11 protein-coding genes are annotated in these 17,554 nt (G+C 50.8%); 7 read left to right on the plus strand and 4 right to left on the minus strand.

Annotation, left to right across the window (positions count from 1 at the left end):
- Nucleotides 1–258: 258 nt before the first annotated feature.
- Nucleotides 259–2,628 (minus strand): helix-turn-helix domain-containing protein, encoded by a 2,370-nt coding sequence (locus OIN60_RS09630; protein ID WP_305754661.1) that lies wholly within the window; start codon nucleotides 2,626–2,628, stop codon nucleotides 259–261.
- 175 nt (nucleotides 2,629–2,803) lie between these two features.
- Between OIN60_RS09630 and OIN60_RS09635 the strand changes: the two genes are divergently transcribed.
- The 3 genes from OIN60_RS09635 (at nucleotide 2,804) to fhuB (ending at nucleotide 9,252) form a co-directional block, all read left to right on the plus strand.
- On the plus strand, nucleotides 2,804–5,950 hold the full coding sequence (locus OIN60_RS09635; protein WP_305754662.1) for an alpha-amylase family protein: 3,147 nt from the start codon (nucleotides 2,804–2,806) through the stop codon (nucleotides 5,948–5,950).
- 204 nt (nucleotides 5,951–6,154) lie between these two features.
- Entirely contained in the window at nucleotides 6,155–7,165 is a 1,011-nt protein-coding gene (locus tag OIN60_RS09640) for an ABC transporter substrate-binding protein (protein WP_305754663.1), read from the plus strand.
- Nucleotides 7,166–7,197: 32 nt separating this feature from the next.
- Entirely contained in the window at nucleotides 7,198–9,252 is a 2,055-nt protein-coding gene (fhuB, locus tag OIN60_RS09645; RefSeq protein ID WP_305754664.1) for a Fe(3+)-hydroxamate ABC transporter permease FhuB, read from the plus strand.
- A 24-nt stretch (nucleotides 9,253–9,276) separates the two neighbouring features.
- Here fhuB and OIN60_RS09650 read toward each other — a convergent pair whose 3' ends face one another.
- Nucleotides 9,277–9,519 (minus strand): hypothetical protein, encoded by a 243-nt coding sequence (locus OIN60_RS09650; RefSeq protein WP_305754665.1) that lies wholly within the window; start codon nucleotides 9,517–9,519, stop codon nucleotides 9,277–9,279.
- A gap of 103 nt (nucleotides 9,520–9,622) precedes the next feature.
- Nucleotides 9,623–10,786: an MFS transporter gene (locus OIN60_RS09655; RefSeq protein WP_305754666.1), complete on the minus strand. Its 1,164-nt coding sequence runs from the start codon at nucleotides 10,784–10,786 to the stop codon at nucleotides 9,623–9,625.
- Between the two features lie 238 nt (nucleotides 10,787–11,024).
- Here OIN60_RS09655 and thrC point away from each other — a divergent pair, with 238 nt between their 5' ends.
- Complete coding sequence (gene thrC / locus OIN60_RS09660) at nucleotides 11,025–12,419, plus strand: threonine synthase (protein ID WP_305754667.1); 1,395 nt, start codon at nucleotides 11,025–11,027, stop codon at nucleotides 12,417–12,419.
- A gap of 524 nt (nucleotides 12,420–12,943) precedes the next feature.
- Here the strand turns inward: thrC and OIN60_RS09665 are convergent.
- On the minus strand, nucleotides 12,944–13,267 hold the full coding sequence (locus OIN60_RS09665) for a DUF3817 domain-containing protein (RefSeq protein ID WP_305754668.1): 324 nt from the start codon (nucleotides 13,265–13,267) through the stop codon (nucleotides 12,944–12,946).
- A 150-nt stretch (nucleotides 13,268–13,417) separates the two neighbouring features.
- On the opposite strand from OIN60_RS09665, the gene OIN60_RS09670 reads away from it, so the two are divergent.
- The 3 genes from OIN60_RS09670 to OIN60_RS09680 all read left to right on the plus strand — a co-directional run bounded on the left by OIN60_RS09670 (nucleotide 13,418) and on the right by OIN60_RS09680 (nucleotide 17,480).
- Nucleotides 13,418–14,185, plus strand: a complete 768-nt coding sequence (locus OIN60_RS09670; RefSeq protein ID WP_305754669.1) for an exodeoxyribonuclease III — start codon at nucleotides 13,418–13,420, stop codon at nucleotides 14,183–14,185.
- Between the two features lie 407 nt (nucleotides 14,186–14,592).
- Complete coding sequence (locus OIN60_RS09675) at nucleotides 14,593–16,434, plus strand: HSP90 family protein (RefSeq protein ID WP_305754670.1); 1,842 nt, start codon at nucleotides 14,593–14,595, stop codon at nucleotides 16,432–16,434.
- Nucleotides 16,431–17,480 (plus strand): hypothetical protein, encoded by a 1,050-nt coding sequence (locus tag OIN60_RS09680; RefSeq protein WP_305754671.1) that lies wholly within the window; start codon nucleotides 16,431–16,433, stop codon nucleotides 17,478–17,480. The genes OIN60_RS09675 and OIN60_RS09680 overlap by 4 nt, the downstream gene beginning before the upstream one ends.
- The last annotated feature ends 74 nt before the right edge of the window (nucleotides 17,481–17,554 follow it).

Genomic DNA, 17,554 nt, shown 5'->3' on the forward strand with positions numbered 1-17,554 from the left:
CATGGACTTAGAACGCTTTTGTAATCTGCATGCCCATGAATGACGAGCATCGGAAAGCCGTATGAGGGAAAACCTCACGTACGGTTTGATGAGGAGGGGCAGGAATCCCTGCCCTTTACTCTAGCCGAAGGGTCAACAGCGATTGTAGGAATGCTTCGTTCTCGGAGCGCCTCACAGCGCACGAAAGGAGTACCCCAAATGCAAAGAGGTTCCCTTGAGTCAGTGAACCTTTTGAGACGCTCGATGTCATCGATTCCCCTATTTTGTACCTAAATGCACGGAGCCTGGGACGGTGTGATCCGTATTCAAATTCGTGCCCGGTTGTGTGTCAGCATACAGCTTCCGGTATTGGCCCGGCGTGCAGCCGGTTTCTTTCTTGAACTTGCGGATGAAATTCGGAGTGTCCAGGTAGCCGACCCGCTCGATAATGTCCTTTAGAGGATCATTGGTAGTGAGCAGCAGCCGGATCACTTCATTCATGCGCAAATGCCAAATGTACTGCGAAAAGGTGGAGCCTGTTTTTTCTTTAAAGCAGCGGCTCAAATAGGAAGTGGATATGGAATACTTTAATGCCAGCTGCTCCAGACTCAGCGTGTAATCGGCGAACTGCCGGTCGACATAGCTGACAATATCGTCCACCAGCGAGCTTTGCTGCTGTTCCGCCTTGCGTTCGATCTGGGCGCAAATCTGCATCGCCAGCATTTCCAGGGTGCTTTCCAGTTCTTCAAGCGTTTCGAAGGAGGTGAACCTGGGAATATCGCGGATGACACTGGTCATGCCGGACTCGGATGCGATTTTGAGCAGGGAATTCAGCAGGTCAAAGCAGATGCAGCGCAGCAGCGCCGCCGATACCGGCTGATTGCGGATGTCCGCGATGATGGAATTGATCATCTGCACGGCGACGGATTCGTTTCCTTGTTTAAGGCTCTGCTCCAGCTTGAGCAGCGATTTTTTGGAAACCCAGAAAGCTTCGGGTGACGAACTGGTCAGGTTTTCAAAGAACGTAATGCTTCCCTGGCCTCCGAGCATACGGAATTCCAGAGCGGTGGCCGCTTCAATAAACGACTGGTTTATTTCACCCAGAGAATCATACGGTGTTCCCACCCCGATGGACGGATGAAGGGAGAAGGATTCAACTACCCTTGCCCGCATCGAATCGGCGGTATTCTGGATTCTTTCGTGCAGCGAGGTTCCTTCATCTTCCGCAATGCTGACGATCAGCGCGAAGGGATCGGCAGGTGAAAATTCAATGCCATACACATGGGCTTTCAATTCCGGAAGCTCCAGGTCGCTGTACAGCTTGTAAATCATTCTACGGTCCAGTCCCGACTTGGAGGCTGCCGGGAATTCGTCCCAGGTGAGCAGCATGACAAAATAGCTGCTCTTCGTCTGCGGGAACTGCAGTCCCATGGAGCGGATAATGGTATCCAGTCCTTCGGCACTCGGATTTCTGTGCTTGAGCAGGGTCAGCAGGAAGTGGTTGCGCACATAGGGCTCCTGAATATCAATGCGCACGCTGTAGTCATGAATGGTTTGGCGAATCCATTCCCACTCCCCGCCGGATCTAACCGTATCGAGGGATTTGGTGCCGGTTTTCACTCTTGCAAATTCAAGCAGGTCCTGAATGGGGTGATACTGCCGTCTTGCAAGCATAATGGCGGCGGTGACTCCCGTCAGCGCTACGGCGGCGAATACGATCAGAATCAGAGTCTGCACATGAACGATCCGGCTGAAAAACTGGCTGCTTGGCATGGTGGTCATGTAGGTCCAGCCATTTTCCTCGGATTGCACGGCCACAACGGATTGCTGTTCCTCATTCAGCGTCAGACTGTGAATGCCGGGACCCAATGCGACGAGCTTATCTAATTCGTCTTCAGGGATAGCTCCCCCGTGATTGTTGGACGTCAAAACCCGTCCTTTTTCATTGAAAATATAGCTGTTCCCGGAAAAGTTATTCAGAATGGAATCCATCACACCCGTAAGCTTGGATTCCTCCATCAGATACATGACGGTGGCATAAGGATAGGGGTCATTCGGTTTGATCGGAATAAGGAGCGAGAGGATCGATTCCTGCCGTGAATTCACGCTGACCCGTTCAGCAGGGCGCATAAGCGGATGAGTCACTTCGTTCAGGTCATTGCGCAGATCTTCCGGGCTCCACTTGCTGAACTGGTACTTCTGGTTAAAAACAACTTCGAGATTCGTATGACCGGCAGAGGAATAAATGACAGGGTCGCCGCGAAAATAAAGGAACAGATCGTCAAGGATTTGACTGTTGGCTCTGTAATTGGCCAGAGCATTGATGGCTTCGCGGCTATAATAAGGGTGGCGCACCATGTAAGGGGTCAGATGCTCGTCATAGGCGATGCGTCCGGCAATATCCTGTAGCTCCGCCATACGACTGTCAATGGTCAAACGCACCTGATTTAGCTGATTGACGTTAGACTGCTCGATTTCAGAGCGCAGGCTGGTAATTGCGCTATTGTAGACGAGTACCGTCACACCAGTGAGCGGAATCAGAAAAATAAGAATATAAGACAAGGTATACCTCAGCAACAGCTTGGATTTGAAATCATTCCAGTTCATTCTGCCTGAATTGAATTTCGGCAGCTTAGGAATTCTGCTCATGATGTCCCTGCCTCCAATCTTTATCTTTTCCGTAATCACATCAAATGTAAGGTTTGAAAGCGTTTTATATGTTGTTAACCTAATTATGCAATAAAATTTACCGAGGGGGAAGGAAATAGTTAGAATCTGCGAAATTGAATATATAACAAACTTTCAAACTTGGGAGATGTAAAACATGACCGAAAATGCGATTGTCTTTTATGACCCGTCTTTTCCTTACGAAGGAGCCAGACCGGAGGGGGAGCTGTTCGAGGAACTGCGGAATACGTATACATTGGTTGATGCAGAGGGGCTTCCCGCCGCGCTGCAAAGTGGCTCGGCAGACTGCCTGATTCACTTGCACGGCTCTTATTTCCCGAAGCAGGCATGGCCTGAGATTAAATCCTTTCTGCTCAATGGCGGGGGGCTGATCTGTATAGGCGGCGCTCCGTTCAAACAACCGGTCTCTCTGGAGCAAGGGGCGTGGAGCATCAAAGGCGAGCAGACAGCCTATCATCAGGAGCTGGGTATTCATGAGGCGTTAGCCGTGGACGGCAGCCGTGCGGCATCCTTCCGCCATAATCCGGATCTTCCTCTTCTGGAGGGAAGAGAGCATCTGTTTTCGGTCGAACCGACCTACGGTTTGATTCTGCATGTAACCCGGGAAAGGGACCAGCTCCAGCAGGCAACAGGCTCCTCAGGTCCGATGAATGCACGCATTACGCCGCTGCTGTGCGGAGTTTCGGCAGAAGGAAGAGAAGTCTCCGCGCCTGTTGTGCTGCTGGAATATGTGCGTGGACATTACGCCGGGGGACGCTGGCTATTTGTGAATCAACAGCTGCAAGAGGGCTTCTGGACAGAAGAGGGACTGAAAGCACTGCAGGAATGGGCGGCTTATTGCTCCGCAGGAGTGACCGAAATCTGGCTGAAGCCAAGCTATGCGGTATATTATGAAGCGGAACGGGCGCATATGACGCTGCAAATCCAAAAAATCACCCCGGTGCCAGCGTCTGGCCTAAGCAAATCCAGTAGTACCCAATGGAGCATGGAGCTTTTTGTAACCCGACAGGGCGACAACGAGCCTTTGTGGCATAAAACGCTGGAAATACAAGCGACAGAAGAAATACAGTACGCCACCTTCAACATTCCTGTGGATGTAACCCCAGGCTTATATCAAATCACCTGTACGGCTATTTCCGAGTCCGGCGAGCGCAGAACACTGCGGCAGGGCTATTGGGGATATGATAAGGAACTGCTGGAGCAGGGGGACTTCTTGAGTGCAGAGCGCGATTACTTCAAAAAGGCGGACAAGCCATTCCCTGTGGTTGGCATGACTTACATGACCTCAGATGTCGGCAGAAAATTTGTGCATCTGCCGAACGCCGCCCTTTGGGATCGGGATATGCAGACGATGAAGGAGGCAGGCATCAACTGGATTCGTACGGGGCTGTGGAGCGCCTGGCGCCATCTGATGTTCGAAGATGGGCACGCCTCGGAGGAAATTTTGCGTGCGATTGACGCATTTATTCTTACCGCCGCCAAACACGAGCTAGAGGTTACCTTTACGTTTTTCGCTTTTGCCCCGGCCGCATGGGAAGGACTTAATCCGTATTTGGACCCGAGAAGTGTGCAGGCGCAGAAGAGGTTTATCGCCTCTGTCGTCTCCAGGCATAAGGATACAGTCAATGTGCAGTGGGATCTGATCAACGAACCTTCTTTGTTTGATCCTATGCGTATTTTCACGGGTCCGCGTACGCTTGGTGATGCCTTCGAGAAGGCCGAATATGTCAAGTGGCTGCAGCAAAGGCACGGATCGATTGAGGCGCTGCAGGACCGCTGGAATATGACCAGCACGGAGCTGCCTGACTTCGATGCTGTCACTTTGCCGGAGCAGACGGACATCGCTTTTGATATTGAGGATGTCAAGAAACTGAAGAAAAACACGCGCTGGCTCGACTATACGCTGTTCGGCATGGACATGCACAACCGCTGGGCGGAAGAGCTGCGCGCCACGATCCGTTCGATTCAGCCCCGGCACCTCGTTACGGTTGGCCAGGACGAAGCGCTTGGCAGAGGGCCGCGTCCGTCGCCGCTGTTTTATGCGGAAAGTGTAGACTACACCAACGTGCACACCTGGTGGCTGAATGACAGTCTGCTGTGGGACGGTATTTTTGGCAAAAGCCCGGACAAGCCGCTGCTGGTACAGGAAACGGGAATTATGTATGTGGAGCAGCCGGATAATCGGGCCAAGCGTACGGAAGAAGAGCTGCGCAATTTGCTGGAACGCAAATACGCCTATGCTTTCGCCTCAGGAGGGGCGGGGGCCATTCATTGGCTGTGGAACACCAACTACTACATGGACAATGTGTGCGAATCGAACATCGGGGCGCTGCGTGCGGATGGTACGCAAAAACCGGAGGCGGATGTATCCTATGACTTTGGCGCTTTTATGCAGAGCATTGCGGGTTTGTTTGAGGAACGGAGACTTGAGGATGTTGCCGTCGTTTTCCCTTATTCCAATGATTTCTCCAGCCGCCGTTTTGCCTGTGAGGCGACCGCCCGGCTCACGAGGGTGATGGGATATGAGCTCAGACAGCCGATACGCGCATTGAGTGAGTACCATTTGGCTTCGCTAGCGACGGAACAGCCTAAGCTGATTATTGTGCCGAGTGCCCATAACTTCAGTGATGATGCCTTGGATACATTGCTGGGGCATATCGAACAGGAAGGAGGCACATTGCTGTTCACCGGTCCGCTTGGACTGGATGAGTACTGGAAGCCTACGTCAAGAGCGGAAACCATCGCCGGATCACAGAAGCTGGCTAATGTTGCAAGGGAAGAGACCGTGTTCATCAACGGCTACCGGTATATCGCTTCCTTCAGCGGCAAGAAAATCGGTGAGCTCAATAAGGAGGTTCCGGCACAGGAAAACGGAGTACGCAAGGGATGCGAGGTACAGACTTTCGGTCATGGCAAGGGCAAAATCATGTGGTGTCCGGTTCCGCTGGAATTGAATGAACGGACGGACGTGCTGAAATCTCTCTATGAGACGGCTTTACAGGAAGCAGATGTGGCCAAGCCTGCTTTGACGTGGGTGAAGGGCGGAGATCATCCGGGCTTATACGGTACAAGACTGCGTTTCCGAGAGGGCAGCCTGTATATCTTCATATCCGAGACCGCAGAGGAGAGTGAAATCGAGGTGAAGGATGAGGAAAGCGGAGTGCTGTACAGTTTTAACCTGAAAGCCGATCGAGCTATGCTGTTCGCCGCTGACCTGGAAGGTTCATTGTTGAGTGTGTACCGTGACGCTCAAGTGAAAAGCATGCTGCACACAACATCCTGAGAACGTAGAAATCGGGCTTCTGCTGGCTTAACGGCTGTCAGAAGCCTGTTTTCATTTCATAAATTCTTCTATTATAAAATAGCAAAAATGAATTGACACCCTTAGTGAGAACGATTATCATAAAGCGGATATGTGATAATGATAATCTTTATCATTTAATTACAATAGTATCTTACTTACATATATCTTAAGGGGGAAGTTTCATTGCATATTGTAAAATCTTCTGCTTTTTTGATCATTCTATTGTTTGCTGTCATTCTATCTGCTTGCGGCGCTCAGAACACAGCCACTGAAGGAGGAGGGAACGCTGCAGAAGGGTCGAACGGCACCTCTCAGGCTCAGGAAACGAGGACCTTCAAGGACGCTATGGGAGAAATCTCGGTGACTGGTGTGCCTGAGCGCGTGGTTGTGCTGGATTGGACTGCTGCAGAGGATGTATTGGCGCTCGGCATGCAGCCGGTGGGCATTACCGATATCGAAGGCATGAAAAAGTGGGTTAACGTTCCGCTGGAAATCGGCGGGGATGTTACGGATATCGGCGACCGCAGCGCTCCCAATATGGAATTAATCGCTTCCCTGAAGCCGGATTTGATTCTGGGCCTGAAATCCTTGCATGAGGCAAACTACGACGCTTTAAAAGCAATTGCGCCTACATTGCTGTTCAATCCTTACCCGGAAGAAGGACAGGGTGACCAGTATGAAGACATGGAAAAGACGTTCCTGACCATTGCCGATGTGCTGGACAAGAATACTGAAGCACAGGCTGTGCTGGATGATCTGCAGCAAACGTATGAAACGGCCAAGAAGCAGATCACGGAAGCCGGTGCAGATCAGAAGCCGTTTGTTCTTGCCATGGCCTTTACCAACCAGAACGCTGTAACGTTCCGTTTATCAACGGATAATGCCCTCGCTGTCAAAACATTGGAGCGTATCGGTCTAAAGAATGCGTACCAACCGAAACAGTTTGAGCTTTACGGATTTACGACCACAGACGTTGAAGCGCTGCCTGCGCTGCAGGATGCCAATTTCATTCATATCATCCAGGATGATGACAATGTCATTGAGAATCAGTTGAAGGATAACCCGGTCTGGAACGGGCTGAATTTTGTAAAAGAAAACCGTGTTTATGCCCTGGGCGGTGATACCTGGCCGTACGGAGGCCCGTTGTCGGCCAAGGTTATGGCTGAGAAAGCTGCCGACCTGCTGACCAAGTAACCATGGGCATCTTCAATAGAAATCTCACACCCTTGCAGCCGGAACAAGCCGCCCGCGCCGGGACAGGCATGCGAACCATCGGGATGCTGGTAGCGGGTCTTGCCGCCATGCTCGTTATTTCGTTTATCAGCCTCACCCAAGGTCTGGCGGACATTTCACTGGCCACCGTCATTCAAGCCATTACGGCTCCGCAGGATTTGCCTGATCATCATCTCATCCGGAGTGTGCGTCTGCCGCGGACCGTGATGGGGTTGCTGTCCGGTGCGGCGCTTGCTGTAGCCGGCGTGTTAATGCAGACGGTCACCCGCAATCCGCTTGCTTCTGGAACAACCCTCGGCGTCAATGCGGGTGCTTATCTTGCGGTTGTATCCGGGATGATCTTCTGGCCGGTCATGCAGGGACGTTATTCCCTTCTCTTTGCTGTTATCGGGGGGGCGTTGGCCGCATTGGCCGTGCATGGGTTGGCAGGCGGATCTAAAGGCACGCCGCTGCGTATTGCGTTGTCAGGGATGATTGTGACGCTTGTCCTTTCCTCCATCACAAGCGCGCTGGTGCTGCTGAATGAGCAGACCACCCAGGGTATATTTCTGTGGGGCTCAGGCTCGCTAGTTCAGAATGACTGGAAAGGTGTGGTTTTCGCCTGGCCCTGGATTGTTGCGGGACTGGTCGCCGCTTTGTTTTTTGCCCGTCAGTTGGATATGTTGATGCTTTCAGAAGAGACCGCGCGTTCGCTGGGTCAGCGTGTAGGTCTGGCGAGAGCCGCTGCCATGGCGGCGGCTGTTTTGCTGGCCTGTGTTACCGTCAGTGTCGTGGGGCCTATCGGCTTTATCGGCCTGATGGCACCTCATTTGGTTCGTTTGACGGGGGTTACCAAACATGCGGGTCTTGTGCCGCTTGCCGCGGTATGGGGGGCGGCCATTCTGACAGGCTCCGATACACTTGCCCGCCTGTTCGTCAATTCGTATGGCGAGCTGCCGGCAGGCGCGATTACCGCTATGATCGGCGGGCCCTGGCTGATCTGGCTTGCCCTGCGTGTCTCCCGCAGGGTCGAAGGAGGGATGACAACCTCGATGGCTGCAGGCGGTAGGCTCAGATTTGGATCTTACCGTTTGTGGGTTATCCTGTTCAGCTTCTTGCTTCTTGCCGTATGGACGCTCAGTCTGATGATTGGAACGCTCCCCATTCCGTTTACGGAGATACTTGCGGTATTTTCGGGCGGGGGGGAGGACATGTACAGGCAGATATTGATGGAATTCCGTCTGCCGCGTCTGCTTACGGCAGGAATGTCAGGGGTGGCGCTGGCGGTTAGCGGTAGCCTGCTGCAAAGCGCTGTCCGCAATCCACTTGGTGACCCGCAGATTGTGGGCGTCACGAGCGGCGCGGGAGCGGGCGCTCTCTTCCTGATGATCCTGCTGCCGCAGTTGTCTATCAGTTGGGTGCCGGCGGGAGCCATGATCGGTGGTCTTGCCGCCGCAGCGCTAGTCTATGCAGCCTCTTGGAGAAGGGGGCTGAACCCGACTATTTTGACGCTTGTCGGGATTGCCGTAGCCGCCGCAGGCTCAGCGTTGATCAATCTCATGATTATTCATGCCAAGCTGGCCGTAGCTCCCGCCTTGATGTGGATGGCCGGAAGCACTTACGGCCGCGGCTGGGCGGAGGTGCTGCAGATCACGCCTGCCCTGATCCTGCTGCTTCCGCTAGCCTGGTGGTTTGGCCGCAGAGTCGACCTGCTTGCATTCGGTGACGAAAGTGCGGCTGGAGTCGGCCTGAATGTCCGCAATACCCGGCTGTATACTGCCGTGATTGCCGTGCTGCTGGCTTCCATCGCGGCCTCCAACGTAGGCGCGGTCGGTTTTATCGGCTTGCTTGCCCCTCATGCTGCGCGTCTGCTTACAGGTACGAATCACCGGCAGAACATGGTGCTCGCCGCCCTCATTGGCGGCGTGCTGCTGGCTGGCGCAGATCTGCTCGGCAGAATCGTCATTGTGCCCAAGGAACTGCCGGCTGGCATTGTAACCGCTCTGCTAGGGGCTCCTTATCTGTTGTTCCTGATGTGGCGCTCATCCAGAATGCCAAGAAGGACATAGCGGTAATGGCAAAAAGCCTGCAAACTACATCGGTGTAGTCTGCAGGCTTTTATTGTCCCGGTGTTTGTCCGGCCAGGTGATGACATGGGAGGTTCTGCTCAGCTTCTCGTAGCACAGGAGCGGGTCTTTTTTCAGAATACGAGTCATGATATGCACGATGAACATCATTATAGCTATGAATACCACAAAAGCGGCCATGATGAAGGACAGATTGGAGACTCGAAGGGATAATACCGGAAGCCCAAGGCAGATTCCGCCATGATCCAATAGAGAATGCCATAACGGATGATCAGCGCGGGCAGGGAGACCCGGCCTCTGGCCCCTGTCAGCTTAATGCGAACCGTCCATTTGCCCGCCGTCCGTCCACCTGTCAGGAAGTGTGTACACTGTTTTTGTGCCTGCTGCCATATACACGCCATAGAACCAATCCGAAGACTACGCCTGCCAAGGACATGATAGATACGGATAAGTACATTACCCTGCCTCCAAAGGCATCATAGAGTGCACCGCCAGCATAGGAGGCGACAATGCCTGATATGCCAAAGAACAGAAGAGCCAGCACGGTTTGCCCGGTTGCGCGCCACTCTTCGGGTACGATGCTGTAAATGTACTGAATGGCGGCGGAGTAGAATACCGGGAACGTCGCGATCTGCAGAATCTGCAAGTAGGCAAGCCAATGAGGATCAGTGATCCAGGCGGTCAGAAAGAAGCGTATAAAATAAAAAGCACCGGCAATGGTCACGATGATCAGCTCCTTGCCCTTACGAAGCCACCAGAAGCTGAGGGCGAATACGGCGATCTCGCTGCCTGCGGCCAGAAACCAAGCCAATCCGATCAACTCGGCGCTGCCGCCCAGCTCACGGATGTATACGCCGAGAAAAGTATCATTCAGGCGTGCAGGAACCGAGCTGATGAATACGAGCACGAGAAACAGCAGCGTTTTTTTGTTTTTGAGAAAGCCTTTGAGACTGTCCAGTGTTACCGGCTTGCCTGTAACAGGCGCATCCGGCATACGCAGACAAATCAGAAGACAGACAGCACCTAGACCGGCAAAAACATAGGCCATACTATCTGCACCAAGCAGAGACAGTATGTAGCCTGCCGCAAGCGACATCACGGCATATCCCAGCGCGCCGTAAGTACGGAAAGAGCCGTAGCTGGAACCCGTGGACTCGGCGACACGGAAATTGAGGCTTTCAATGAGCGGATCTATCGGCATTAGGAAAAAGTAAACCAGCATGGCAAACAGAATCAGCAACCCGTAGCTTGCGGTGCCATAGAGAAGATAACCGGTGACAGAGGTGCAGACAATCAGGAGCAGCATCACTTTACGAATGGTTTTCGTACGGTCGCTGATCATTCCCCACAGGGGTTGTGAGATGAGGGTAACTACGCCCCCGCTGCCCACAATTATACCAACCTGTGTCGTGTTTACCCCCTGTTCGTCCAGATACACCGGAAGAAAGGGAAGGAACATCGCCAGCAGAGCAAAATACAAAAAATTATAAGTTCTTAATGCAGAGGATGGACTCATGGCTCTATGTATACCTCTCCTATCTGGATTCATATGGATTTTAACTCGGCATTCAGCCTTGCCATTGTATCATTTTAAGAAAGGATGCGCTTCTTGAAATTAGGATGGACAGCTTTTCCACGCAGGTATAATTTGCGAAAACAAAAATAATGCTTGGTTACAGCCTCGTGTCAGGTTAATATAAACAATAACAAAAACGTCTGGATTTTAATTTTTTCGTTAATGGGGGAAATGGAGAATGCAATATATTAGCACAAGAGGACGTGTGGAGGCCAAAGGCTTCATAGATACAGTGCTCATGGGTCTGGCCGACGATGGGGGACTGATGGTTCCGGCTGAAATTCCGGTTGTTGCGGAGGCAACACTGCAGAAATGGAAGACGCTGAGCTACGAGGAGCTGTTTCTGGAAATTTTCTCATTGTATATCAATGATGAAATCCCGATCGAGGAGCTGCGGCAACTGGTCAGCAGAAGTTATTCCAGCTTCCGGACGCCCGAAGTAACACCTGTTCATCAATTGAATGATTCCTTATACATTCTGGAATTGTTCCATGGCCCTACTTTTGCATTCAAGGATGTCGCCCTGCAGTTTATGGGTGAGTTCTATTCCTATATATCGAAGAAACAGAACAAGATCATTCACATTCTCGGAGCAACCTCCGGTGATACGGGCGCGGCTGCCATTCAGGGAGTGCGCGGCAAGGAAGGCATCAAGATCTGTATTCTGCACCCGCACCAGAAGGTGAGCAAGGTGCAGGAGCTGCAAATGACGACGGTTGATGATGAGAATGTGCTGAACCTGTCCGTCAAAGGCAACTTTGACGACTGCCAAAGGGTGATTAAGGAGCTGTTCGCGGATCTGGACTTCAAGGGCAAATACCATTTGCGTGCCATTAACTCTATTAACTTTGTTCGGATCCTGGCCCAAACCGTATACTATTTTTATGCATATCTGCAAATCAACAAAGGAGACCAGCTTCCGAAAATTAATTTCTGCGTGCCATCCGGCAACTTTGGCAATATTTTCTCCGGTTATCTAGCTAAGCGGATGGGGCTTCCGGTCAATAAGCTGATCATTGCGACGAATGAAAACAACATTCTGGAACGCTTTGTGAAGACGGGAGAATATAAGCCGGGTGAATTCAAAAGCACACACAGCCCGTCGATGGATATCCAGGTGGCCAGCAATTTTGAACGTTACCTTTACTACTTCCTGGGTGAGGATACAGCGAAGGTATCCGCATATATGCAGGACTTGCAGCAAAACGGAAAAATTACAGTCAGCCAGGAGGATTTGGCCAAGGTACAGCAGGATTTTGCCGCCTACGGAGCCAGCAATGAGCAATGTCTGGAGGTCATCGAAGAGTATAAAAAAACCTATGACTATCTCCTCGATCCGCACACAGCCTGTGGAATTGCGGCTTGCAAGGCACAAGCTAGTGAAGGGGAAGTAACGGTGACCTTTGCGACGGCGCATCCGGCGAAATTTGATGAAGCGATCCGGCTCGTGGGTATTACCCAGCAATTCCCGCCGCAGATTGAGCATCTCTTTACATTGCCTCAGCATCAGAAGGTTGTTGAGCACGATAAAGCTGAAATTGTACGGGAGCTGGAGGCTTTCTACAAACTGTAAGGCCTTCGTTTCATCCGGGAAAGCAGACCAAGGAATGAAAGTCATCTTGTGTCTGCTTTTTCTTTTGGACGGGCTTGCCTACGAAAAGTTATCCTTTGGATATGCATATATCCAAAACAATAAAAAAGGAGTGATAACTTCAACAGATGGGTATATAATATGAAGAAAGCGGTATCAAAAAATGATAAATCGTGAGGAGGAAATCCCATGAGACATGAAGGAGATTTTCGGTTGGGTCTGCTGTGGGCAACAATGCTCAGTATCCCGTTGTATCTCTCGATATGGGGGTGGATCCAGTTGGTGAACGATTTGCTTTAGAACAATTTGTAAGCGCATTCATTATTGGGATATTGAACTCATTTAATAACAGGAGGTACTATTCTTGCGGGCAATGCAGCAGTATATGAATATGGATGAGCTTTAACGGGCGGGTCGCATTCAATGGACTTGGCCCGTTTTTATGTTGTTTTGAGAGAGCGGGGAATAGCTTCCCCGGTCCCCTTAACGCAGAATTGAATAGGAGCTCACGCTTTTGGATTAGCAGGTCGAGTAGGAATGTTGTTTTTGTTCAGCACTTTGCGGTCGAATACGAAAGGGCCGAAAGGCAGCAGCGAAGCGATAAAACCGATGATGGCCTGCTTGAGCGTCAATTTCCGGATCAGCAGCGCTGCCAGAATGGCGACCACATATAAGACGAATAGAATTCCGTGCGCCATACCAACAACGCTCACCATGGCAGGCTTGTCCGCCAAATATTTCAGAGGCATTGCAATAAAAACGAGCAGTAGATACGACACCGCTTCAAAATTTCCGACGATGCGCAGCAACTGCAAGATACGTCCTGACAAGAGAACACCCTCCTTATGTATACTGCATGTTTTTGTAATTAATATAGCTCAAACCAAGGAGCCGCGGACGCCCGGGAAGTTACGAAAAATTGAATATTTCAAATTTGCTTGCTACACTGGTTCACAGGAAACAGGTAAGGAGAATAGAACATGAAGCTGGTATCTTGGAATGTGAACGGATTGAGAGCCTGTGTAAATAAAGGCTTTACGGATTATTTTCATGCCTCAGGGGCGGATATTTTTTGCGTGCAGGAGACGAAGCTGCAAGAAGGGCAAATCAGTCTTGATTTGGGGAGCGAAGTTTATTCGTACTGGAACTACGCGTTGAAGAAAGGATATTCCGGCACTGCCGTATTCACGAAAATCAAACCGCTGATGGTCACGTATGGATTGGGGGAAGCGGATTCCGATCCTGAGGGACGCGTGATTACACTGGAGTATGACGGTTTTTATCTTGTTAATGTATATAGTCCCAATGCACGCCGCGATTTGTCCAGATTGGAGCTTCGGCTGGAATGGGAGGAGCAGTTCAGGGACTATCTTGTACGGCTCGATCAGGACAAGCCAGTGATCGTCTGCGGTGATTTGAATGTTGCCCACCAGGAGATTGATTTGAAAAATGCGAAGTCCAATAGGGGCAATTCCGGCTTTACCCTGGAAGAGAGAGACAAGTTTACAAAATTGCTGAAATCCGGATTTATGGACACGTTCCGCTATTTCTATCCCGACCGTGAAGAAGTGTATAGTTGGTGGTCGTACATGTCCAAGGTAAGGGAACGGAATATCGGCTGGCGGATCGATTATTTTCTCGTATCCTCCCGGCTTGAGCTGCTGTTAAAGGCTGCTCAGGTTGATTGTCATATCATGGGAAGCGATCATTGTCCTGTGCTTTTGGAGCTGAAGGCCATACCCTCCTAGGATTCAAATATGCAAAATATCGACAATATTCGAGTATTTTCACCAAATATTTAACACGTGCAAATCTGCTCATGCCCCTGATCGATGTGGTCTCCACCCTTGTTTGGATCCCGGTATATTTCTCGCATTTTTCGACATTTACAGGATCGTTGGGCCGATGTCTATGCTTGTGCTGCCGGTTCCCTTATGAGCTATTATTTACTATGCCGTTTTAGAGGATGAATCATGAAGGTTTATTTTCATGTTTTCGCAAAAAAGTAAACGAAAGCAGGCCGCTTCATAAGCAGGAGGGCCTGCTTTTATTGTGTTAAACGGGTCCTATTGTTCGGGTTAATTTGTCTCGTTATACTTTTAATTGGAGGTATTTAGCAGCAGAGGAAATATACTTGAGGATTGGAGTGAGTAACATGAATCAGCCAGACAACTACCGGTTTCAAGTGGATTTAAGCGGAATGATCAACATTTTATCCAATCATTTATACAGCAGCCCTAAAGTATTTTTAAGGGAACTGCTGCAAAATGCCGTTGATGCCGTAACCGCCCGCAAGGTGCTGGAGCCTGATTTTAAAGGCAGAGTTCATATCGAACTTGCAGGTACGGGAAGCGGAGCGACCTTAATGATAGAGGACAACGGTATCGGACTGACCAAGGAGGAAGTGCATCAGTTTCTTGCCATGATCGGACAATCCTCGAAGAGAGGAAAGGATCTTATTATGGGGGAGACTTCTTTTATCGGAAGGTTCGGGATAGGGTTGCTTTCCTGCTTTATGATCAGCGATGAAATCGTCATGCTCACGCAATCCGCTCAAGGAGGTCCTTCGCTCGAATGGAAGGGGAAGCCGGATGGAACATACAGCATTCGTGAGCTTGCAACGGAGCTTTCACCGGGAACGAAGGTATATCTACGCTGCAAGCCTGATTGCGAGATCTATTACGAGCCGCAGAACGTGGAAAAATGGATCTACGATTATGGTGCACTGCTGCCCCATCCAATTACGCTGCGGACTGGTCAATTTGAAAAAGTGGTGAACCCGGCAAGTCCGGAATGGATCGCACAGCCCGAGCTTGCTCGTGGGTACCGTAACGAGGTGCTCCAATTTGGGGAAAGGCTGCTTGGCGAGCGGTTTCGCGACTTCATTCCACTGCAGACCTCATCCGGCAGAACCGGAGGAATCGCCTATGTCCTGCCACAGGCCGTCAACCTGCATGCGAAGAAGAAGCACCGTGTCTATTTAAAGCAAATGCTGGTGTCTGATAAGGCGGAAAACATATTGCCGGATTGGGCCTTTTTTGTGAAAGGCGTAATTTGGAGCGATGAATTGCAGCCAACGGCATCCCGTGAACACTTCTACGAAAATGACAGGCTTGAGGAGGTCCGAGCCGAGCTTGGAGAATCCATCCGCGGTGAGTTGATAAGAATGGCGGAATATGACCCGGACCGGCTGCGTCATATGATACGTTTGCACGCACTGTCCATGAAGGCGCTAGCGGTAGCAGACGAGAATTTTTATCGTATGATTCATCGCTGGCTTCCGTTTGAAAGCACTTATGGGCGGCGTGAGCTGGGTGAGTTGCTCGAGGACAATCAGAATATTTACTTCACGTTGACACTGGACGAGTATCGTCAGATTACGCACGTGGCATCGGCACAGTCGTTATTGGTCGTAAACGGAGGTTATATTTATGATGCGGAGCTTATGGAGAGTCTGCCTGCCATTAACCCGGAAATCCGCACTGAGCGTCTTCTTCCCGAGGATGTGTCGCTGGCGTTCACGGACATCACTGCTGAAGAACGAATGAAGTACTTTGAGCTCACTCGCTTGGCTGACGCAGCATTGCGGCGTTTCCGCTGCCGTATTCAACTAAAGCGGTTTAAGCCTGCAGAGCTTCCAGCCCTTTTTACCCTATCGAAGGAATCCTCCGAGCTCCGTTCCCTGGAAGTGGCAGAAGAGGTGAGCCCTGATGCGCTGTCATCGGTGTTAAATTCGCTGGGCTCCATCCTCAAGCTTGAAGGGGCATATTCGACACTGTACATGAACCTGGACAACCCGGTAGTCACCCGCACCTTCATGCCAGCCAACTCCAGGATCTTTGTGAATACGGTTGAAATGCTGTATGTACACGCACTGATGCTGGGGCAATATCCTCTGAACAAGCAAGAGATGGACGTGATGAATCAGGGGGTTTTAAGATTAATCCAGGCTGGTCTGGCGGCTGATACACACAGGGGAGACGAGGATCAACCATGAACATGGATTTTGATGATTTAATGCTCGAGGCTTACGAACTGCCGGGAGGAAGAGCGAAAATCGCGTTGTTGGAAAAAGCAATTAAATTAGCAGACAATTCCGGCAATGTTGAACAGGGCTTTGAAGCGCGGCTTGAGCTGGTGGAGGCGGCGACCTTTAACGGTTATCCGATGAAAGCTCTTGTGAATTTCTCCTGGCTGTTGGGCCAGTTCGACAAAAAACCGGACAGCTACGACAGCTTCAATTTACTGTGGTCCTACAAATGGATTATGGATAACGTTGCTTGTTTTCCGGAAATCAGCCGTAAGCAGATCGATGGTCTTCTGGAGGACATGAAGCAGCGCTACCGCGAGCAAGGTTTTAATGACCGTACATACGATTATTACCGGATGACCTTGGCCATCCAGTATGGGGAGCTTGAGGAAGCTGGGCGTTTATTGGAGAACATTAAAGGTATGGACCGTGATGAAATGAGCGACTGTGTGGCGTGCGAGCAGAATCAGTTTGTTGAATACTATGTCTTGGCAGGGAACGATGAGCGCGCGATTCAAACGGCTGAGCCGATTCTTTCAGGGTGGATGAGCTGTGCCGAAGTTCCTCATATGACATACCCGCAGGTTTTACTCCCGTTGTACCGGTCAGGCCGTCTGAAAGAAGCGGCTATGTACCAGAGGCAGGGATATAGGCTCATTAAGGGCAACCGGGATTTCATTCGGCAGGTCAGCGAGCATATAGCCTATTTTACGGAAACGGATCCTATTAAGGGATTAGAGCTGTTTGAACTGCATGTTCCGCTCGCCATGGATCATGAAAATCCGCATGACCAGATGATGTTCAACGCATATGCCTCCTCCTTGTTTAAGCGTCTGGCGTCTGAGACGGTGAGCTGTGAGGTCAGACTGCCGGCAACCTTCGCCGATGTCGAGGAATCAAGGGACGCTGCACGGTTGGCGGAACGATTTGGAGAAATGGCCATGGCAGCGGCCAGAAAGTTTGATCATCGCAATGGGAACCGCTATTATGAAAGCTTCATAATCAGCATGTAAATAATCTTGGTCCAATAGCTAGTGCCCCCGAATTTCAAACTCGGGGGCAAAGACGAACGCTGACACTTTTCCGG

The sequence above is a fragment of the Paenibacillus zeirhizosphaerae genome (assembly GCF_030705605.1).
GTDB classification, from domain to species: domain Bacteria; phylum Bacillota; class Bacilli; order Paenibacillales; family Paenibacillaceae; genus Paenibacillus; species Paenibacillus zeirhizosphaerae.

Bases quoted from the DNA above. Each gene is read 5' to 3' on its own strand.
- OIN60_RS09630 (WP_305754661.1), bottom strand. From the start codon at position 2,628: ATGAGCAGAATTCCTAAGCTGCCGAAATTCAATTCAGGCAGAATGAAC.
- OIN60_RS09635 (WP_305754662.1), top strand. From the start codon at position 2,804: ATGACCGAAAATGCGATTGTCTTTTATGACCCGTCTTTTCCTTACGAA.
- OIN60_RS09655 (WP_305754666.1), bottom strand. From the start codon at position 10,786: ATGAGTCCATCCTCTGCATTAAGAACTTATAATTTTTTGTATTTTGCT.
- thrC (WP_305754667.1), top strand. From the start codon at position 11,025: ATGCAATATATTAGCACAAGAGGACGTGTGGAGGCCAAAGGCTTCATA.
- OIN60_RS09670 (WP_305754669.1), top strand. From the start codon at position 13,418: ATGAAGCTGGTATCTTGGAATGTGAACGGATTGAGAGCCTGTGTAAAT.
- OIN60_RS09675 (WP_305754670.1), top strand. From the start codon at position 14,593: ATGAATCAGCCAGACAACTACCGGTTTCAAGTGGATTTAAGCGGAATG.
- OIN60_RS09680 (WP_305754671.1), top strand. From the start codon at position 16,431: ATGAACATGGATTTTGATGATTTAATGCTCGAGGCTTACGAACTGCCG.